Genomic DNA, 21,106 nt, shown 5'->3' with positions numbered 1-21,106 from the left:
TCAGTCACAACGCGCCGCCTGCCCTTCCTCGTACGCAAGGGGAACCAGGACCGGCCGAATCCCGCGGTTTCACCATTAGAGGAAGTAGTTCGTGCCCAACACTTTCGTGGAAACACTCTTCGCTCAGGTCGAGAATCGGCCAACCGAGTTGGTTTACCGGTTTCTGGACAGCGGTGATGTCGACGGTGTCGTCCGCGAAATGTCGTACGGCGACCTCGGTGTCCGTGCTCGGGCGATCGGCGCCGCACTTCAGGATTCGATGCCGCAGCGGGCGCTGTTGCTGTATCCGGCAGGCCCGGAGTTCGCCGAGGCATTCTTCGGATGTCTGGCCGCCGGCGTTGTCGCCGTTCCCGCGCCGCTGCCCGAATGGGAGAACCGCTCGCTGCGCCGGCTGCGGCGGATGGTGGCGCACGCCGAAGTCGGTGTGGTACTGGCCCCGCGGCGGGTCGTCGCGGATTCGGCCGCGCTGTGTGCGGAGATTCCCGAGCTGGCGGGTGTGCGGTGGCTGGCCACCGACGAGATAGCAGCCGAGGAGGCATCGCGGTGGCGGGAGCCGGATCTCGGACCGGATTCGGTCGCGTTCATCCAATACACCTCCGGCTCGACGAGCGCGCCGCGCGGCGTGCTGCTCACCCATGGAAATCTGCTGCACAACCAAGGTGCGATCGCCGCAGGGCTCGGGCACGACCGCGCGATGGCCGACTCATGGGACGGCGCCCTGTTCGCCAGCTGGCTGCCGATGTACCACGATATGGGGCTCATCGCGCCGATATTGCAGACGGTCTATCTCGGTGGGAACTCGGTGCTGATGTCACCGCTGCATTTCCTGCAGCGGCCCGAGCGGTGGCTGCAGGCAATCTCGGCATACCGCGCCCACACCAGCGGCGGCCCCAACTTCGCCTACGAACTGTGCCTGCGCCGGATTTCGCCGGAGCAGATCGATCGGCTCGACCTGAGCCGTTGGCGGGTGGCGTTCAATGGCTCCGAGCCCGTGCGCCCCGCGACGGTGCGGCGGTTCACCGAGACCTTCGGCCGGGCCGGCTTCCGCGCCGAATCCCTGCGGCCGGTCTATGGTCTGGCCGAAGCCACCTTGATCGTGACCGCGCCGTCCGCCGCCCGGACGCCGACACTGCTCGAGGTCGCCGGGCAAGGCGGCGCCGGAAACCGCGCTCGCAGCACCGAAGTGGTCGGTGTCGGGCAGCCGCCCGAGGGAATGTCGATCGCGGTCGTGGACCCCGACCACGGTACCGAGTGCGCGGACGGGGACGAAGGCGAAATCTGGGTTGCCGGGAACAGCGTGGCCGCAGGATATTTCCGTGACGAGCAGGCCACCGCCGAGGTGTTCGGGGCGACGCTGCCCGGCGACCATCGTCGCTTCCTCCGCACCGGGGATCTCGGATTCCTTTCCGGTGGCGAGCTGTTCGTCACCGGCAGACGCAAGGATCTGCTGATCGTCGACGGTCGCAATCATTATCCGCAGGACATCGAGCTGACCGTCGAGGCGGCGCACGATGATGTCCGGGCCGGATGTGTCGCGGCCTTTTCGGCGGACGTCGGGGTGGGCGGCGAGCAGCCGGTCGTGGTGGCCGAGGTGCGCAGCGGGGATCCCGGCGAGCTGGCCGAGATCGAGGGCGCCGTGCGTGCGGCGGTGGCGACCGACCACGGGCTCACGCTCGCGGCTGTGCTGCTGATTCGACCGGGCGCCATATTCAAGACCAGTAGTGGGAAGATCCAGCGTGCGGCGTGCCGGGCGGCGTATCTGTCCGGCGAGCTGATCGCGCTGTCGGCCGGTCCGGTGCGGTCGCCGGAGGACGAGCTGGACGACTACGAAGCTGATACGGAGAACGAGGAGTCCGCGGGCCGGTCCGCGGCCCAGCCGTCGGCGGAGGCGGTGCGATCGTGGCTGGTGGCCGAGATCGCGCGGCAGGCGGCGCTGGATCCGGAACGCATCGATGTGCATCGGCCTTTGGTCGAATTCGGTTTGGGCTCGGCCGATCTGGTGGAGCTGGTGGTCGACCTATCGGAATTCGTCGGTCGCTTTCTCGACACCAATCTGTTCTTCGACAATCCCACGATCGACGGGGTGGCCACGGCACTGTCCCCCGGAGGGCGTCCGGTGGACGCCGCACCGGACCAGTCGGGCGCGGCGGCTTTCGAGACGGATGCGTCCGCGGGCGACGACGCGGACGACGACGCGATCGCGATCCTCTCGATGTCCTGCCGATTCCCCGGCGCCGCGGATTCACCCGAGGCACTGTGGCGGCTGCTGGACAGCAACGGTGACGCACTCACCGAGGTGCCCGCGGGCCGCTGGGACATCGACGGGCTGTACGACCCCGATACCTCCGCGACCGGTAAGGCGTACACCTTCCGCGGCGGATACGTCGACGGCATCGATCGCTTCGACGCCGCCTTCTTCGGCATCGGCCCGCGCGAGGCCGCGGTGATGGATCCGCAGCAGCGCATGATGTTGCAACTCAGCTGGGAGGCGATCGAGCGGTCGGGGCGCGATCCACGCACCCTGCACGGCAGTGCGACAGGTGTCTATCTCGGCGTGTACAGCACCGGCTATCTGGCCGACCCCGCCCCGGAGCAGCTGAACGGCCAGGTCGGAACGGGACTGTCGCCGAGTGTCGCGTCCGGGCGGATCGCCTACACGCTGGGACTGCACGGTCCGGCGGTCACCCTGGACACGGCCTGCTCCTCGTCGATCGTCGCGATGCATCTGGCGATGCAGGCATTGCGCGCGGGCGAGTGCGATCTCGCCTTGGCCGGCGGCGCCACGCTGCTGATGTCACCGACCGCCCATATCGAATTGTGCCGGTTGGGTGTGCTGTCGCCGACGGGCCGGTGTGCGCCGTTCTCCGCCGACGCCGACGGGACGGTGTGGGCCGAGGGCGCCGGTCTGCTGCTGTTGAAGCGTCTCGGCGATGCCCGCCGCGACGGGGACCGGGTACTCGCGGTCATTCGGGGTTCCGCCGTCAACCAGGACGGCAGCAGCCAGGGGTTGAGCGCCCCGAACGGCGCGGCCCAGGAGCAGGTACTGCGCTCGGCACTGCGTGTCGCGGGTCTGGCTCCGCACGATATCGACTATGTCGAGGCGCACGGCACCGGTACGGCACTCGGGGATCCGATCGAGGCGCGTGCATTGGCGCGGGTATTCGGTCCGGATCGCGACCCGGACCGGCGGCTCGGTATCGGGTCGCTGAAATCCAATGTGGGGCACACCCAGGCCGCGGCGGGCGTGGGCAGCGTCATCAAACTGGTGCTCGCACTGCACCACGAACGAATTCCCGCCACCCTGAATGTGGGTGCGCCGTCACCGCAGGTCGACTGGGAGCGAAGCGGTGTGACCGTGCAAGCCGAGCCCATGCTGTGGCGACGGGGTGATCGGCCGCGTCGTGCCGGTGTGAGTGCTTTCGGACTCAGCGGGACGAATGCGCACCTGATCCTCGAGGAGGCTCCGCCCGAGCCCGCGGCCGCGCCGGACACGACGATCGACGACCGGCGTGTGGCGCTGCTGCCGATCTCGGCCCGCAGCCAGGCATCGCTGCACGGTCAGGCCGAGCGGCTGCTCGGTCTGGTGCTCGCCGATCCGCGCCTGGAACCGGGTCCGGTTTCGCGCGCACTGGCGTTGCAGCGCACCCAGTTCGAGCGGCGTGCGGTCGTGGTGGCGGGCGATCGGGACGAGATGGTCCGTACGCTGCGCGATCTGGTGGACGGCCGATCGTCGGCGAATGCCGTCGTCGGCGCCGGTCCGGTGCTCACCAACGCCAAGACCGCATTCGTCTTCCCCGGTCAGGGAACGCAGTGGGTCGGCATGGCGCGCGATATGCTGGCCCGCTCCGAGGAGTTCCGCGCCGAATTCGAACAGTGCGACAAGGCTTTCCGCGCACAACTCGGCTGGTCGCTGCTGGACAGGTTGACCACCATGACCGCCGCGGACCTCGCCGATTTCCCCGTCGTGCAGCCGCTGCTGTTCGCGACCATGGCCGCGCTCGCGGCCACTTGGCGGGCGGCGGGGGTCACCCCGGATGCGGTGATCGGCCACAGTCAGGGCGAGATCGCCGCCGCCTACTGCGCCGGCGCGATCGAATTGAGCGATGCCGCACGGATCGTCGTGACGCGCAGCCGCCTGATGCAGGGCATCACCGAACCGGGCGCGATGGCGATGATCGGCCTGCCCGAGGCCGAGGTCAGCCGACGGCTGGTGGAGTTCGACGGCCGGGTGTCGATCGCGGCGGTCAATGTGCGTCGTTCGACGATCGTGGCGGGTGAGCAGGCCGCGGTGGAGGAACTGCTGGCCGAGATGGACCGCGCGGGAATCTACACGCGGCTCGGCGCCGCTGGTCCCGGCTTCGCCGGGCACTCCGGGTTGATCGAGTCCATCCGTGATCCGTTGACCGCCGAGCTGGCGGGTTTGACCGCGGATTCGCCTGCCACGCCATGGTATTCGACGGTCTCGGGCGAACCGATGACGAACGATCTTGTCGGTCCCGGCTACTGGTACCGGAACGCACGCGAGACGGTGCGGTTCGCAGCCACGGTCGAGCGCATGATCGCCGACGGGTTCCGGTATTTCGTCGAACTCGGCGTGCACCCGTCGCTGACCGCGGCCGTCCGGACGGTGGCGGAGGAACTCGCGCGCGAGGTGGTGGCCGTGGGTTCGCTGGTGCGGGACCAGGACGGACCGACCTGCCTGGCCAGGTCGCTGGCCGAACTGTATGTCGGGGGCCACGAGCTCGACTGGACCCGGCTGGTTCCCGAAGACGGGCGGGTGGATCTGCCCACCTACGCCTTCGACGAGCGGCGGTTCTGGACCGACTCGGTCAACCGGAACGCCGCTTCGCACGGGCTTCAGGATGTCGCCCATCCGATTCTGGGCGCCGGTGTGCCGCAGCCGGATTCGGGTGGCGTCACACTGACCGGCCGGCTGTCGCGCCAGCAGCAGCCGTGGGTGGCCGATCACGCGGGTCCGAACGCGGTGCTGCTGCCCGGCGCGGCGTTGGTCGAACTGGCCGTCCGCGCCGGTGACGAGGTGGACAGTCCGCTGGTACGGGAGCTGGTGTTGCGGGCCCCGATGCTCGTCCCCGATCGCGGAGCCCTGCTGATCCAGACGGTGGTCGGCGGTGCCGACGCCGATCACCGCCGCACGGTGCGCATCTATGCCCGCGACGAACACGATCCGGATGCCCAGTGGACCCTGCATGCCGACGGCACACTGGCCGAACAGTCCGAACCTGTTCCCGCGCACATCGAATCGTCGGCGTGGCCGCCCGCGGAAGTGGTGCCCGTCGACGTCGACGATATGTACGCCGAGCTGTTCACCCGCGGACACCATTACGGTCCGCTGTTCCGGGCGATGCGGGCGGCATGGCGACGCGATGACGAAATCTTCGTCGAGGTAGAACTCGCCGAAACCGCCCAGGGCGATGCCGCGAAATTCGGTATCCATCCGGCATTGCTGGATGCCGCGTTGCATGCCACCGCCCTGTTCGCGGCCGACGGCGAGAATGCCCTGCTGCCGTTCGTATGGACCGATGTCGCGCTGTGGGCCTCCGGCGCCACCGCGCTCCGCGTTCGGCTCACCCGCTCGGGGGCCGACACCGTCACCATGTCCGCGACCGACCGCAGCGGACGCCCGGTGGTGTCGGTGGGTTCGGTGCTGTTGCGTCCGGTCACCGCCGCGCAGTGGGATGCCGCCTCGATCGCGCCTGCCTACCGTCGCCTGTTGCGGATGGAGTGGTCGGAGCTTCCGCTGCCCGCGCCGGATCGGACGCTGACGCTGGGCGAATGGAATTCCGTCGTCCCGGGAACCGCTGACGCGATCGTGCTGCCGGTGCCCGAAGGCGACTCGCCGAGTGACGTGCACGACACCGCCCAGCACATCTTGGCGGCGCTGCAAACGATCATCGCCGACAGTCGATTCGAGCAGACGACGCTGGTCGTGCGCACCCGTCGCGCGGTGGCACTGCCCGGTGAGGACAGCCCGGATCCGGCAGGGGCGGTGGTGTGGGGGCTGGTGCGCTCCGCACAGTCGGAGAATCCCGGCCGGATCGTGTTGATCGACACAGCCGACCCCGAGGTGGATATCGCCGCGCTCCTGGCCGCGAGGGAACAGCAGTTGGCCGTGCGCGACGGTGTGGCGTTCGTGCCGCGGCTGGCTCGGCTGCCGGAGACCGCGGGGCGAGCCTCGGAAGGCAGGGTGTCACTCGGCGAGGGCGCCGTGCTGGTCACCGGCGCCCCGGGACGGCTGGGGTCGGCATTGGCCCGTCATCTGGCCGACAGGTACGGGGTGCGAGACCTGGTGCTGGTCAGTCGCCGCGGCATCGATGGTCCCGGCGGCGCGCAATTGCGGGACGAGCTGGAGAGCCGCGGGGTGCGCGTGCGATTCGCGCGTTGCGATATCGCCGACCGGTCGGCTCTGGCGCAGCTGCTCGACGGTATGCCGCTGGCCGGTGTGGTCCACGCGGCGTGCGTGCTCGACGACAGCACCCTCGGCTCGTTGACACCTGCGCAGCTCGACGCCGTGCTGCGGCCGAAAGTCGATGCGGCACATCATCTGCACGAGCTGACGGCGGACCGGGAGCTGTCGTTCTTCGTGCTGTTCTCCGCGGCGGGCAGCCTGTTCGGCACGCCCGGGCAAGCCAACTACGCGGCGGCCAACGCCTATCTCGACGCGCTGGCGCTCCGACGCCGGTCGCTCGGTCTCCCCGCACAGTCGCTGGCCTGGGGCGCGTGGGAGGTGGATATGCACGACCACATGGCGCAGGCCGACATCCGGCGCATCGCGCGGGCCGGCATCCGCGCATTCTCGGTGCCGGAAGGGATGGCTTGTTTCGATGCCGCGCTGCGGGTCGGTGATCCGGTGCTGGTCCCGTTGCTGCTCGACACCGACGTGCTGCGCCGCGCACCGGCCGTCCCGCCACTGCTGCGCGGACTCGTGCGCCGCGCGCCGCGCCGGGCGGTGGCCGACCGCGCGACCGTCGACGTCGCGCCGGGATCGCGCTTCGCCGAACAACTGCGGGCCGTACCGCGCGCGGAGGCCACCGCCCTGGCGATGGCCGCGGTGGCCGGATGGGCAGGGGAGGTGCTCGGCCATACGGGCACCGAGACGGTCGCGCCCGAGCAGACCTTCCAGAGCCTGGGTCTGGACTCGCTGATGGCGGTCGAACTGCGCAACAAGGTGCGCGAGCACACCGGAATCTCGGTGCCACTCGGCACGATCCTCGCGGAGCAGAATCTCGCCGACCTCGCCGATCATCTCGTCGATGCGGTGCGGCGGCAGGCCGATACCGACGCACCCGATGCCGTGGCCGCCGAAGTACCCGAGGTCGAAGTGCTCCCGGTGACCCGAGACATGATGCGTCTGCTGCGGACCGAACAACTCGGTATCCCGAGCGCCGCGCAGACCGGCGGCGTCGCCGTGCGGCTGCCCGCCCGGGTCACCCGGCCGCAGATGGAGCAGGCGCTGGTGCGGCTGGCTCACCGGCACGCTGCGCTGCGCACGACCATCCGGCCCAGCGCGGAGCACGGACGGCAGCTGGAGATCCGCCGCGAGCCCGGCACTCTGGCCGGTTGGCGCGACCTCGGCCACCTCGATGACGCCGTCGTCCAGGAGCGCTTCCGGGAGCTGATGGCGTTGCCGTTCGATCCGGAGACAGGCCCGCTGTGGCGCTTCGAGCTTCTCGACGCCGAAAGCGCCGACCAGGTAGTGCTTTTCGGCGCGCATCACAGCATGAGCGATGTGCAGTCGATGCTGCTCGTCGCGGGCGAACTCGCCGCGGAACTGTCCGGTGCGGGGCGCGGCGACGCCGTGACCAACCGTGATATGCATCAACTGCTCGCCGCGCAGTCCAGCAGGGGCGACGGCGGAGATACCGCGATCACGCGGTGGCGCGACGCCTTCTCCGGTTCGCGCCGGCTCGAGTTGACCTTGGCGCAGCCGCGTCCGGCCGAGCGCAGCTATGGTGCGGGATCCGTCGCGCTCGACCTACCTGCCGGACTGCACGACCGGGTCGCGGACCGGGCCCGCGAGCTCGGCATCACCCCCGCCGCGGTCTTTCTCGCTGCCCTGACCGTCCTGCTGGCACGTCGGCAGCAGGTCGACCGGTTCGCCCTCGCGGTTCCGGTGGATACCCGAATGCACGCCGATGCGACCGATGCCGTCGGGTATTTCGGTGTGCCCGTGCCGTTCCCGGCGACGGTGGCGGCCGGTGACCTGTTCACCGACGTGCTGCGGCGCACCGGCGAGCGGCTGCGGGATCTGCTCGCGCCCGGCGTCGGCTTCGCCGATGTGCTCGCCGCGCTGGCCACCGAGGGCCTGTACCGCGACAACGCACCGCTGATCGAGGTGTACTTCAACTACCTGCGCGCCAACTCCGCGGTGGCGCAGGCCGCGGTCGTGCCGGTGAGCACCGGCTATTCCGATCTCGACCTCATGGTGGCGGTGCTGCCGGATACCGGCCAGGTGTGGTTGACCTACAACAGCGACATCATCGACGCTCGGACCTGCGCCGAGTTCGGCACGGATTATCTGCAGACGGTCGCGGCCGCGGTCGCCGATCCCGGGACGCCCGCCCGGCCCGAAACCACCGGTCAGCAGCCGGTTTCCGGTCTCCGCGCGGCGCTGGGTGCGACCTTCGCGCTCGGCAGGCTGCCCGAGCTGATGGTGGCGGCGTCGTCGGACGCCACCGCGATCACCGTCGCGGAGGCGCCGTATCACCATGTGCTGTCCTGCCTGCGTGACCCGTCGGGCGTCTTCGCGCAGCCGTCGACGGCACTGGGGATCGTGCTGCTGCGTGCGGCGGATCTGGAGCGTTTCGGCGCGGTCTCCGATGATCTGCTGGCCGAACTCGCCGCCGAATATCCTGCGGCCGTGCGCGAGGTGGCCGAACGCACGCACCGGCCGGTCGTGGTCGGCATCCTGCCCTCGGCCCGGCCGGAGGAACGCTTGCTCGCGTGGGAGCGGCTCGTCGCCGACCGCCTGCGCGATATTCCCGGCGTCGCGCTGCTGGAACCGCGGGAGTGGACGCGCCGCCATCCGGTGGACGACCCCTTCGACGACCGGACCGAGATCCTGGCGCACCTGCCTTTCACACCCGAATTCCAGGCGGCGGTCGCGCTCACTCTCGTCGCGACCGCCGGTGCCGTGACGGAGCCCGCGCCGAAGGTTGTCGCGGTGGACGGCGATGACACCTTGTGGAGCGGAACGGCGGGCGAGATCGGCTCCGCCGCTGTGGCTTTCGATGAGCCGCGGCGGGCATTGTCCCGGCGGCTGTTGCAGTGGCGCGCGGCGGGAACGCTGCTGGTGCTGGTGACCAATAACGACGACGATATCGTCGGCGAGATCCTGGACCGGTCCGACAGCCCGCTGCAGCGCGAACATTTCGCCGCCGTCTCCGCGGGCTGGGGCGGTAAGCCCGAGCGGCTGGAGGAGGTCGCGCGCACACTGCGGCTGGGCCTGGACAGCTTCTGCTACCTCGACGACAACCCCGTGGAAGTGGCGCGTATGCGCGCGCAGTTGCCCGAGGTGCTGTCGGTGACGTGTCCTCCCGCCGGTGAACTGGAGTCCTTCCTCACGCGATTGTGGCCGATGGTTCCGGTCGCGGCCACGGCCGAGGACCGTGCGCGGGCCGACTACTACCGTCAGGAGCAGGAGCGCGACAGCGTTCGCGCCACCGCGGAATTCGCGGAATTCCTCGAGCAGTTGAACCTCGAGGTCGACATCGAGCCGCTGACCGATGCCACCGTGGAGCGTGCCCGGCAACTCGTGCGGCGTACCACTCAGTTCACCCTCGCCGAGGTCACCGCGGACGATCTGGACAGGTGGCGCGACGAGGGCGAGGTATGGACCGCGACGGCGCGCGACCGATTCGGCGACTACGGTCTGATCGCGGTAATCGCACTCCGGGCGGAGGCGGACAGTCTATGCGTGAGCGGATGGCAACTCAGCTGCCGTGCCCTCGGGCGCGGCGTCGAGGAGCGGCTGCTGAGCTGGGTGGCGGATCGAGCCGACGCCCTCGGCTGCGCGGTGGTACGGATATCGGTCGAGCACACCGTCCGCAATGCACCCGCCCGCAGATTGGCCGCCCGACTGCTCGGCGGTACCTTCGAGGATCGGCGGCTGGACGTTGCCGCGACACCGGGTCGCCTGCGGCGGTTCCGCTCCTGGGAGACGACGGCGAATGGAGAGGACGTGACCCGGTGACCGGTCCCGACGAAACATCGGCGGTCCGCAACCCGGCCGTCGACCGTCGCGTGCGCGGCGAAATTCTCGAACGAGGCGCTGTCGGACTGGATGTCGCCGCCCTGCTGGCACGCACCGTCGGCAACGTCGCCGCACCGCTGGTCGAAACCGGCCGCAGCGCACCACGCATGGACGCCGACGCCTTGGCCGCGGCCGTGACCGCGGTAGCGAACCGCTACACCGATACGACCCTCGACGCCGACACCGACTTCTTCGATGCGGGCGGCACCTCCATCGCCGCGGTGGAATTCGTCGCGGCACTGGCGCGTGAGCTGGATATCCACCTGGATCTGGACACGGTGTTCTTCGACGCGCGACCCCGCAGGCTGGCGAACCGCTGGCTGGCCGACCACCCCGAATCCGCACGCCCGCAGCCGGAGGCGGAACCCGAGGCCGACACCGACGACCTCGCCCAACTCTTCGCCGATCTCGCGGGCGCCGACCGATTGCCGCTGGTGGCCGCGCCGGAGCGGGTCGCGCCGCGCCGCATCCTACTGACCGGCGCGACCGGATTTCTCGGCAGTCATCTGCTGCTCGATGTGTTGCGGCACAGCCGAGCCCACGTGGTGTGCCTGATCCGCGCCGACGACGATCACGCCGCGGTCCAGCGGCTGGAGCAGGCCGTACGGCGCTTCGCGCTGCCCTGGTCCCGGGAAGTACTGCGGCGCGTGACGCCGCTGGCGGGAGATCTGCGCCGCCCCCGGCTCGGCTTGTCCGACGAACGGTGGGCAACCCTGGCCGCGGAGGTGGATTCGATCGTCAACGCGGGGGCCGCAGTGGATTTCCTGCGCGGCTATCCGTCGCTGCGCCGGACCAACGTACTCGGCCCGCTGACCCTCGCCGAGCTGGCGTGCACCGACCGGCCCAAACCGGTGCACCACATCTCCTCGCTGGCGGTGTTCAACGGATCGGAGACCGCCACGCTGGGCGAGGACGATCCGACCGCCAACGTCGCCGCGCTGCCCATCGGATACGACCGATCCAAATGGGCCGCGGAGGCGGTGCTCCGGCGGGCAGGTGAACACGGACTCGTGGTGACCATCCTGCGTCCCGGCGGCATCGGTAGCCATCCGGAGACCGGCGCCCACAACCCGCGTGACCTCAACGCCGGAATCACCGCGGCACTGATGCGCTTTCGCACCGCGCCGGGGTTCCGGTACCTGAACGCCGCCCCGGTGGATTGGGTCAGCCGGGTAGCCGCGCAGATCGTCGGCACCCCGAGCGCCTGGGGCCACACCTATCACCTCACCGGCGCGCCCACCTCGCTCGATCAGGTGGTCGCGGAAACCACGCTGGGTGGTATGGGTATTCGCGTGCAGCACTGGGAGCAGTGGTGCGATGACGTCGTCCGCGCGATCAGAGCAGAACCGGTACCGGAACTGGAATCGCTGGCCCAGGTGCTACAGAGTCCCGTCGCCCGGCGTCAGCTGGCGGCGATGGTCACCGCGCCGCCCGCATCGGCCGCGCGCACCGAGGCCTTCGTGTCCGCCAACGGCCTGCCCGCGCCGGCGACCCCCGGTCCGGCGGCGCGCAGCCGCATGGTCGCGGCCATGACGGGCCTCGGCCCGCAGCCGGGTGACGAGCCCTATCTGCGGTTCAACGAAACACTCACCGGGGCGGTCGGCCCGATCGGCGCGACCGCCGACATTCCCTGCGACCTCCGGCTGACCCTGTCCGTCGCGAACACAGCGCAGGTGTTCACCACTCGAACGATCGACGTCACCGGCGAGCTCACCTGCGCGGGGTTGCACGATGATCCGCTCACCGTCGAGGGCACCGCGACGGTTCGGCCGCACGACGGGATACCGCTGCGGCACGAAGTGCGGCATCCGATCATGCACTACCGGCTGACGCTGCGTGATTCATCCGGCGGCACCTGGTGGCTGGAGGGATACAAGTTCGCCGCGGCGCGACGACGTATGGTGCGGCAGCTCGGCACACAGGTGATCGAGATCGGCCGCACCGGGGAGTCCACGTCGTACACCGGCGAGGTCGCCGTGCCGATGCACACCTACCTGTCCGACCAGATCGACGGCATCCAGATCGATCCCCGACTGCCCGAACGGCAGCAGCGGCTGGCGAAGCTGCTGTGGCTCAGCTGGTTCGGCGGCCAGCTCGGTAAGAGTCTGCTGGAACCGATCCTCCGGGTCGGTGTCGATCTGCTGGATCTGCGCCGGGCCGCGCGTAAGGAGCACCGCCGATGACCGATATGCGATCGACCGTGCCGGAACTCCGTGCCGGAGAGGTGATTTCGTTTCGAACCGGCGACGGCATCGATCTGACGTTGCGTCGAATCGGGCCCGCCGACGCGCCCGCGGTACTGCTGGTGCACGGGCATGGGGTGTCGTCGGAGATGTTCGCACTCCCCGAGATTCGCAATGTCACCGACGTCCTGACCGATGCGGGCTACCAGTCGTGGCTGCTCGACTGGCGTGGTAGTTGCCGCTTGCCGTACAACGAATCCGGCCCGCCTTACACTATCGACGATGTCGCGCTCTACGACCTGCCCGCCGCGGTCGCGCAGATCAGGGAGCGGATCGGAGACCGTCCGCTGTTCGTCGTGGCGCACTGCATCGGCGCGCTGGGTCTGTCGCTGAGCATGACGGCCGGACTGCTGCCCGGACTGGCAGGCGTGGTCGCCCAGGGCGTCTTCCTGACCCCGAAAGTCAGCACGTCGGCGCGCGTGCGGGTGCTGCTCGGCAGCGAACTGCTCGGCTCGCGGATCAGCCACCTCGAATCCGACTTCCGCAAGGTCGGGCTCTGGTCTCGGCGCACCTTGCTGTACGCGGCGCTGTCGCGCAAGGGCGACTGCCCGGACCCGACCTGCCGCATTGTCCACCACGGGTGGGGGATGGGCGCCCGGCTGTTCGAGCACGACAACCTGGACGCGCGCACCCACGATCGGCTGGCCGAATTGTTCGGCGCGATACCGCTATCGGTGCTGCCGCATCTGCGGCAGATGGAATTGGCGCACGCCGTGGTCCGATGGAACGTCGACGACGATCGCTACCGTGCGCTCCCGGAGAACGCGCTCGACCAGGCCGATCGAATCGACTGCCCGGTGCTGCTGCTGTCCGGCAGCCGCAACGAGGCCTGGCTGGATTCCAACAAGCTTTGCTACGAGGTGCTTTCGCAGCGTAATCCCGGTGTCGACCTCCGCTATATCGAGATTCCCTCCTACGGCCACCTCGACACATTCCTCGGCCGCGGCGCGGCGCTGGACGTGTTCGGGCATATCGTCGATTTCTTCGATGAGACGTCAGCTCGGCTGGCGTAGCGGAAGGCCTGCGGTCCGGTAGATGGCATCGATGACGGTCATGGTGTCGACGGCGTCGCTCGGTGCGGTGGCCACCGGCTCGCCGCGCAGCACCGCGGCGGCGAAGGCGTCGAGTTGATAGTCGTAGGAGGCGCGATGCGCGAACCGACGGATCCGCCTGCCGCCCTCCGAGCGGACCGTCAGCAGATGTCCCAGGTGCGGCAGCACCGGATTGACCAGCCGCATCCGGCCGCGTTCGCCGATGACGGTGGCGCCGACGCGCAGCACGTCCGCCGACCACATCGAGCACCGGATGTGGCCGGTGTGTCCGGACGCGAAACGCAGTTCGGCGGTCATCGCCCGGTCGATCCGCGGTCCGCGCAGCTTCGCCTGCGCCGCGACCACTTCCGGGTTCTCGCCACCCAGCACGCGGGCCATGTGCACCGCGTAGCAACCCGCGTCCATCAGTGCACCGCCCGCGAGGGCGTAGTCGTAGCGGATGTCGGAGAACTTCGGCAGCGGGAAGCACAGCGCGGCTTCCACCCGCAGCAGGGTCCCCAATTCGCCGGACGCGATGATCTGTTCGGCGGCCGACATCAGCGGGTGGTAGCGGTAGTGGAACGCCTCCATCACCACGCGATCGGAAGCGCTCGCCAGCTGGGAGATCTCACCCGCCTCCGCCGCGTTGGCGGTGAACGGCTTCTCACACAGCACATGTTTTCCGGCCTGCACGGCGGCGCGGGTCCAGCGGCCGTGCAGGCCGTTGGGCAACGGGATATAGACCGCGTCGAGATCGGGCGCATCGATCAGCGCTTGATAGCTGTCATAGACCTGCGGGATGCCGTGCTTGCGGGCGAACCTCTCCGCACGCGACCGATCCCGGGCCGCCACCGCCGCGACGACGACCTCCGGATTCCGCTCGGCCGGTTTGATCAGCGACGCCGGCGCGATGCGGGCCGCACCGAGAATCCCGATACGGAGCCCGGAGCGAATGTCTTCGGTCACCAGCAGACACTAACATCGGCACCGCACGGCGGCTGGGCTGCTCCGACAGCCGGACCGATCCCGAATGCGGGCCGAGCACAGCAGATCACGAACGGAAGTCGAGAGTATGCGTATCGCGTTGTTGACGGCGGGAACCCGGGGCGATCATCAGCCGTATCTCGCCCTGGCCGACGAATTCCGATCGCGCGGACACCATGTCGAGATGACCGCCACCGAGAACTACGCCGATGTGGTGCGGCGCTCGGGCTTCGAGCCGCACGTCATCCCGTTCAACTCCGCGGAATTGCTGGAATCGCCCGCGGCCAAACGCGCACTGTCGTCCGGTAAGACGCTGCCGTTCGTCCGGATCATGCTGGATACGGTCAAGATCATGGCGGGTGAGCGTGGTGAGCGGATGCACCAGGTGCTCAGCGGCGCTTGCGAATCCGCCGATGTGATCGTGTCGTGTGCCTCGACACTGCCCTGGGCGATGGAGCGTGCGGAGAAGACCGGACAGCGGGTGGTGGGCTGTCTGCCGTATCCGCTCGAGCGCACCGGCGAGTTCCCGTCGTCGTTCATGGTCAAGCAGATGATCTCGTCGCGGCGACTGCGGTTGGCCAGCTACTCGGCATTCGAAGTGGCGTACGGCGTGGCGTATCGCCGGGTGGATCGACGGGTGCGCGAAATGATGGAGTTGCCGGGGAAGCCACGGAATCCGTTCCGGCGCATGCGCGAGGACGGTATTCCGCTGGTGCACATGGTGAGTCCGGTGCTGTTGCCGAAACCGGGTGACTGGCCGGACCGCTCGACCGTGGTCGGTGCGCCCGTTCTGCCCGCGCACCTGCGCGCGGCATGGGGTGAAGCGGAGGTCGATCCGGCGCTGGCCGAATGGCTCGACGAGGGCGAGCCGCCGATCTATTTCTGTATGACCGGTATGCCGATCCTCGATCCCGCCGGCTGCTGTGACCTCATTGCCGCCGTATGCCGCAGGCTGGGGGCCCGCGCCCTGGTGACCGTGCGAGGTGAGGGCTATCCCCGCGGCATCGGGTACGACCGGAGACTGTTCGTCCTGGATTCCTTCGACTACGACCGGATCCTGCCGCGGTGCCGCGCGGTCGTCCATCACGGCGGCAGCGGCAATACCCACGATGTGCTGCGCGCCGGCCTGCCCGCGGTGGTGATCGGGGTGCACAGCGACCAGTTCTTCTACGGCTGGCGGATCTCGTCGCTCGGGATCGGGGCCGACTTCCCGTATCCGTCGCTGACCGAGGACCGGCTGCACGACGCGCTGGTTCGGACGTTGACACCCGAGGCGCGCGAGCGGGCCGAGGAACTCGGCCGCACGGTATCCGCCGAGCACGGTGTCCGCGCCACAGCGGACGCCGTGGAACGACTCGCCGTCTCGGCGTCGGCCTGAACCATGGCCGAATCCGTGCACGTCGCCATCTTCACCGACTTCCACCCGGCGACACTGGGCGGTGTCCAAACCGCGATGCGGTCGCTGTGCGCCGGACTGCGGCGGCTCGGCCATCGAGTGACCGTGTTCTGTGCTCCCGCCCCGGGTTCCGTAGCGTCGGATGCCGACACGGTGGTGCTCGGTGCGCTGCCGATCTCGATGTCGAACGGGCTGCCGGTGGTCCTTCCGACCCGGGCCAACCAACGGAGGATCGATACCGCGTTCACCGAGCGTGGCCCGATCGATCTCGTGCACACGCTGACGAGCTACGGCTGCGGGATCGCCGGCGCACGCGCCGCACGCAGGCACGGCATCCCGATCGTCCAGACCATGCAGAGCCGTGACGAAACGGTCATCGAAAAGTATTCCCCGGCACCGTATCTGTCCGCCTTGACCATGCGACTGGTGCACGGCTGGTTCGTACCGCTGCGCGGGCAACCGGCACACGACGGCGACGGCCGAATCGCCCGGCTGGCGTGGCGGCCGCTGATCGCGCAGGCCCAAGCGGCCGATCGGGTGATCGTGCCGACCCATCACTTCGCCCGCCGCGTGGCCGCACACGGCGTGGACCGGCCGATTCACGTGGTGTCCAACGGAATCGATGACGACCTACTCGAGCGGGTCCGCGGCGCCGACAGCACGGCGACGAATACCGGCGCTCCGCTGCGTGCTCTGTGGTGCGGTCGCCTGTCCGCGGAGAAGCGTCCGCTCGAAGCGATCGAGGTGGCGCGCCTCGTCGAAGAATGCACGCTGGACGTCTACGGCAGCGGGCCACTGGCCGACCGGGCCCGCCGCGCGGTCGCCGACGCGGATCTGGGTCATCGGGTCCACCTGCACGGCGAGGTCGACCAAGCCGATTGCCTGAACGCCATGCGTACCCACGACCTGCTGTTGCTCCCCTCCGACTGCGACACCCAGGGCATGGTGCTGCTGGAAGCGATGGCGATGGGACTGCCGGTCCTGTACTGCGATCCCGAACTCTCCGAAACAGTGCCCGACGAAGGTGGCGTCCGCGCCCCCGACCGGTCGGTGCAATCGCTGGCCACGGTGCTGAAGGCGCTCGCGCGGGACCGAACCCGGCTGGACGCTATGCGCCGGACACTGGCAACACACGCCGATGAACCGCGCCAATCGAGGCACACCACCCGGATTCTCTCGGTCTACGCCGAATCGCTCTCTGCGCCGGACAGGGTTTCGGGCAACCGGGTATCAGACCGGCCAGACGCCGCCGATTTCGGCGTCGTCGGCCAAGACGAACAACGGGATTGAACGCAAGATGGTCGCCTGAGCCCGGGAAGCCGGACTCAGGCTGCAGCAGTAGCGCTGCAGCCGCATCCTGAGCCCGTGCAGGTAGTGGCCGAGTCGGTGCTGGTGCATCCGGTGCGCCGGGCGCGAGTGCGGGACCAGATCAGTCCGGCTGCTCCGTCGGCGAGGAGGGCGAAGCCGAGCGGTTCCGGCGACGACAGGCCCAACAGCGTGACCCCGCCGCCGAAGATTCCTGCCGCGATCAGGACCGGGGCCAGGCAGCATCCTGCACAGATGAGCGCACCCAGCCCGATCGGCGCCCACCAGCGGCGCGAGGCGGTGGGGTCAGACCGCACCGTTGCCTCCCGCGTCGTCGCCGGTGAACGGGAGTGGGCAGCAAGGACTTTCGCTGCATGCGACCAGGTCGTCACATCCGGCCGCGAGCGCGGCCCGCAGCGTGTCGCGAACGGTGGTCAGCTCGGCGAGCTCGGCGTCGATTTCGGCTAGTTTGGCCGCCGCGCGCGTCTGCAATCCGGCATCGGCTCGGCGACGGCCGACGTGGGTGGCGGCGAGCAGATCGGCGACCTCGCCGAGGGTGAACCCGAGTCGCTGGGCCGCCTTGATCACCCGCAGCACGGTCAGTGCCTGCTGCGGATACAGCCGATGCCCGCCCAGGGACCGATCCGGTTCGGCGAGCAGCCCGCGCCGCTCGTAGTAACGCAACGTCTGGGTGTTAACCCCGGCGGCCGCAGCCAGCTCGCCGGTGCGTAACCCGGTCATCGGCCTCCGCCGATCGCGGTGTTCGCCCGAACGGCGAACGCGTCGAGCACGTCGACCTGACTATCGGGAACCTCGATGTGCAGCACCGTCCCGGCGTCGGCGGTGTCGAAAGCGAAGGTGAAGAACGAGCAGCAACTCGATTCCCGGGCGGCGAGATCACGGGCGGCCGGTTCGGCGCCGGCGGCCAGCAGCAGATCCAGCCGGGTGCGCGTCGGCCGGTGTGTGCGCTGCACGGACTCGGCGAAGAACCGATCGAACTCCGCGACCCGGACCGGTTGCTCGGCGGTGGGCAGGGTGCACGAGTCCGGCATCCACTCGGCGGAGGAAGCATTGTGTGTCATGACGCCACGGTAAGCCTGTACCCAGGTACAGGATGCAACCACGAACAGCGAATCGCGTCGCGATCAAGGTATCTAAGTGACTGCTGATTCGTCCGTTTGTGATCCGGTCACGCAGCGGTGCCCTGCTGCACTCTCCGGCTCTCCGACACCATCTCGTTTCAATGGCCCTGGCGAAAATGCTTGTGACGACATCGACTACGGACATGTGCCGATGTGGCGGCCGGTTGTCGGCTGCGGAGCGAGCGACTGTGAGCAATTTCCGGAAAGTCCGTACAGCCGGCCGCCTATCTTGTTAAGTTAATGACTATTCTGGCGTTCTAAGGCGCGATACGGGCACTGTCAGCTTCCTCGGGATCGTCACGGTGGTGCTCGGGCTCGAAGAGGAGTAGCGAAGACATGGATGGATTCAGCAGGCGCGACGCATTGAAGGCAGGCGGGGTGCTGGGCGCATTCGGCGCGCTGGCCGCGGTGGCACCGGTGCGGGCGGAGCCGTGGACGTGGTCACCGCGGGATTCGGTGGCGGGTAGCGGGTCCGGAGTCGATCCGATGGAGGTGTGGGATCCCGAGGCCGACGAACTGGTCGCGGCACTGCTCGACAGGGGCGAGGTGCCCAGGGTCAACGAACTATTGCGGACCTGGACCAGGAACGGTCAGCCCTTGCCTGCGGGTCTGCCGCCGGATCTGCGGGACTTCATGGAGTACGCGCGTCGGCTGCCGCCCTGGGCCGACCAGGGCAAGCTGGCCACCGCGGTCGAGTTCAACAAGAAGCGGGGGCTGTATCTCGGCGTGTTGTACGGGCTGGCCAGCGGCATGATGAGCACGGTCATTCCCAAAGAGGCGCGCGCGGTCTACTACTCCAAGGGTGGTCACGACCTGAAGGACCGCATCTCGAAGACCGCGAAACTCGGCTACGACATCGGGACCGCGAATGCCTACGCCCCCGACGGCGAGATGGTCGTGACCTGTGTCAAAACGCGACTGGTGCACGCCGCGGTGCGTCACCTGCTGCCGCAGTCCCCGCACTGGGTGCACTCCGCCGACGAGGACATCCCGATCAGCCAGAACGACATGATGGTCACCTGGCACAGCCTGCCCACGACCATCATGAAGCACCTGACCGCGTGGAAGGTGCCGATTCCCGTCGCCGAGTCCGAGGCCTTCCTGCACTCGTGGCAACTGTGCGCGCACCTGCTCGGCATTCGCGACGAGTACATTCCCGCGTCCTGGGATGCGGCCAACGCCCAGGCCGCGCAGGTCCTGGACCCGTTGCTGGCGCCGACCCCCGAGGGCGCCAAGCTGGCCGACCGGCTCCTGCGCCTCGGTGCCAACCTCGATCTCGCCATCCTCAGCAAGCCGGTACTCGGCGCATTCACCCGTTTTCTGCTCGGGGACAAGATCGCCGACGGGTTGGCCATCCCCAGGGAACCGGTCTGGGACCCGCTGCTGAGAGTGAGCTGGGGGCCTTTCATCGCCGTCCGCGAGGGCCTGCTCCCCGTCGTCCCGCTCGCGCCGGATGCCTACTGGCTCTTCGACGAGTTCCTCCGCCGAGCAGCCCTGATCTACTTGGCCGAACTACGGATGCCGATCAGCATCGAAATCCCGCAGATGAACCGGGATATGAGCCAACCGCCGCGCTGACCCTCGACATCGAGGGCTGCGAAGGGAATCGGCCTCGCTGCGGAGCATCGGCGGCGATCCGCCGCCGAACTCTGTGGGCGGACCGGATCCCGTGTGGGCCACATACGCCAACGGATTGCGGGAGAGCGGGCGCTGTGCGCCTCCGGGGATGTACCTTGTATCCGCGACTGACGTCGACGCACTGGTTCGACCGAGTGACCTTCGGTAGGGAATACACGGAGTACGCATGTTCATACGATGGAAGACCAACGCCGCCGCGTGCGTAGTTGCGATGGTGACCGTTGCGCTGGGGTTCGGCGGCGCGTCCGTTGCGGATGGTGCACCGGCGCATTGTCCCGATCTGTATGTCGTGGCGATTCCCGGAACATGGGAAACGTCCAATTCCGAGCCCGGCAGGGGCATGCTCGCGATGACCCTGGACGATTTACCCGGGGATGTCCAGGTCGACTACGTGCATTACGCGGCGACCGCGTTCCCTTGGGAAGGGGAAGTGTACGGTCGCTCCAAGCTGGAGGCGACCGACAAGGCGCGCGCTTTGGTCTCGGCCATGGGGCAGTCGTGCGAAGCGACCCGGATCGCGTTGCTCGGCTATAGCCAGGGTGCGGATGCCGCAGGTGATCTCGCGGCCGAAATCGGGACCGGTCTGGGCGTTGTGCCGGCGCATCGGGTCGTCCTGGTCGGGCTGATCTCCGATCCTCGTCGCTCACCCAGTGACACCCTGATCGGGCCACCCGTCCCAGGCGCGGGAGCGGGCGGGCCTCGCTTGAGCGGTTTCGGCTGGCTCGCCCCACGGACCTATACCTTCTGCGTCCCAGGTGATTTGTACTGCGCGATGCCGGAGGGCGACTTCGCCGGGCGGATCGCCGGATTCTTCGTCCAGCTCTCGAATCCGGATCCGGCGAAGATCGACATCTACCAGCAGCAGGCGACCGAACTCATCGGCGACGCGCTGGCCGCAGGCGGCCTCGGCCTCTTGTCCGACCAGCTCAACGCGTCCGCTTACGAAGAACGGAAGCGCCAGGTCGACGAGTTCCTGAAATCCGGTGCCCACCAGAGCTATCCGTTGTACACCGTCGGTCCTGGTGGCGTCACCCCGCTGACCTGGCTGCGCCAGCGCCTCATCCAGGCAACGGGCTACTGACGAAGGCCGCAGCGGG

General features: G+C 68.8%; 10 protein-coding genes. 7 read left to right on the top strand and 3 right to left on the bottom strand.

Annotated elements, in window-relative coordinates:
* Positions 1-91: 91 nt before the first annotated feature.
* From OHA40_RS00105 to OHA40_RS00095, 3 genes are read left to right on the top strand one after another with little or no spacing between them, the layout of a single operon-like run.
* Positions 92-10,210: an HAD-IIIC family phosphatase gene (locus tag OHA40_RS00105; RefSeq protein WP_330231018.1), complete on the top strand. Its 10,119-nt coding sequence runs from the start codon at positions 92-94 to the stop codon at positions 10,208-10,210.
* On the top strand, positions 10,207-12,453 hold the full coding sequence (locus OHA40_RS00100) for a thioester reductase domain-containing protein (RefSeq protein ID WP_330231017.1): 2,247 nt from the start codon (positions 10,207-10,209) through the stop codon (positions 12,451-12,453). The genes OHA40_RS00105 and OHA40_RS00100 overlap by 4 nt, the downstream gene beginning before the upstream one ends.
* A complete protein-coding gene (locus tag OHA40_RS00095) occupies positions 12,450-13,526 on the top strand; it encodes an alpha/beta hydrolase (protein WP_330231016.1) in 1,077 nt (358 codons plus the stop codon). The genes OHA40_RS00100 and OHA40_RS00095 overlap by 4 nt, the downstream gene beginning before the upstream one ends.
* Here OHA40_RS00095 and OHA40_RS00090 read toward each other — a convergent pair.
* On the bottom strand, positions 13,509-14,510 hold the full coding sequence (locus OHA40_RS00090) for a Gfo/Idh/MocA family protein (protein ID WP_330231015.1): 1,002 nt from the start codon (positions 14,508-14,510) through the stop codon (positions 13,509-13,511). The two genes, OHA40_RS00095 and OHA40_RS00090, sit on opposite strands and share 18 nt — an antisense overlap.
* 64 nt (positions 14,511-14,574) lie before the next feature.
* Here OHA40_RS00090 and OHA40_RS00085 point away from each other — a divergent pair, with 64 nt between their 5' ends.
* Both OHA40_RS00085 and OHA40_RS00080 read left to right on the top strand, forming a co-directional pair.
* Entirely contained in the window at positions 14,575-15,906 is a 1,332-nt protein-coding gene (locus OHA40_RS00085) for a glycosyltransferase (RefSeq protein WP_330231014.1), read from the top strand.
* A 3-nt stretch (positions 15,907-15,909) separates the two neighbouring features.
* The gene (locus OHA40_RS00080; RefSeq protein WP_330231013.1) at positions 15,910-17,214 is read left to right on the top strand and encodes a glycosyltransferase; all 1,305 of its coding nucleotides are present in this window, start codon (positions 15,910-15,912) and stop codon (positions 17,212-17,214) included.
* 321 nt (positions 17,215-17,535) lie between these two features.
* On the opposite strand, the gene OHA40_RS00075 is transcribed toward OHA40_RS00080, so the two are convergent.
* Both OHA40_RS00075 and OHA40_RS00070 read right to left on the bottom strand, forming a co-directional pair.
* Entirely contained in the window at positions 17,536-17,970 is a 435-nt protein-coding gene (locus tag OHA40_RS00075; RefSeq protein WP_330231012.1) for a MerR family transcriptional regulator, read from the bottom strand.
* Positions 17,967-18,311, bottom strand: coding sequence for a hypothetical protein (locus tag OHA40_RS00070; protein ID WP_330231011.1), 345 nt, complete (start codon positions 18,309-18,311; stop codon positions 17,967-17,969). The genes OHA40_RS00075 and OHA40_RS00070 overlap by 4 nt, the downstream gene beginning before the upstream one ends.
* A 396-nt stretch (positions 18,312-18,707) precedes the next feature.
* Here OHA40_RS00070 and OHA40_RS00065 point away from each other — a divergent pair, with 396 nt between their 5' ends.
* On the top strand, positions 18,708-19,949 hold the full coding sequence (locus tag OHA40_RS00065; RefSeq protein WP_330231010.1) for an oxygenase MpaB family protein: 1,242 nt from the start codon (positions 18,708-18,710) through the stop codon (positions 19,947-19,949).
* A gap of 226 nt (positions 19,950-20,175) precedes the next feature.
* A complete protein-coding gene (locus tag OHA40_RS00060; RefSeq protein ID WP_330231009.1) occupies positions 20,176-21,090 on the top strand; it encodes a cutinase family protein in 915 nt (304 codons plus the stop codon).
* Positions 21,091-21,106 lie beyond the last annotated feature (16 nt).

The organism is Nocardia sp. NBC_00508 (assembly GCF_036346875.1).
In the GTDB taxonomy this organism is placed as follows: domain Bacteria; phylum Actinomycetota; class Actinomycetes; order Mycobacteriales; family Mycobacteriaceae; genus Nocardia.
Note: the sequence above shows the minus strand (reverse complement) of the source record. Positions and strands in the feature narration are given on the sequence as shown.

Excerpts from the sequence above, each read along its gene's own strand:
- OHA40_RS00060 (WP_330231009.1), top strand. The coding sequence starts at position 20,176 with ATGTTCATACGATGGAAGACCAACGCCGCCGCGTGCGTAGTTGCGATG.
- OHA40_RS00075 (WP_330231012.1), bottom strand. The coding sequence starts at position 17,970 with ATGACCGGGTTACGCACCGGCGAGCTGGCTGCGGCCGCCGGGGTTAAC.
- OHA40_RS00065 (WP_330231010.1), top strand. The coding sequence starts at position 18,708 with ATGGATGGATTCAGCAGGCGCGACGCATTGAAGGCAGGCGGGGTGCTG.
- OHA40_RS00085 (WP_330231014.1), top strand. The coding sequence starts at position 14,575 with ATGCGGGCCGAGCACAGCAGATCACGAACGGAAGTCGAGAGTATGCGT.
- OHA40_RS00070 (WP_330231011.1), bottom strand. The coding sequence starts at position 18,311 with ATGACACACAATGCTTCCTCCGCCGAGTGGATGCCGGACTCGTGCACC.
- OHA40_RS00095 (WP_330231016.1), top strand. The coding sequence starts at position 12,450 with ATGACCGATATGCGATCGACCGTGCCGGAACTCCGTGCCGGAGAGGTG.
- OHA40_RS00080 (WP_330231013.1), top strand. The coding sequence starts at position 15,910 with ATGGCCGAATCCGTGCACGTCGCCATCTTCACCGACTTCCACCCGGCG.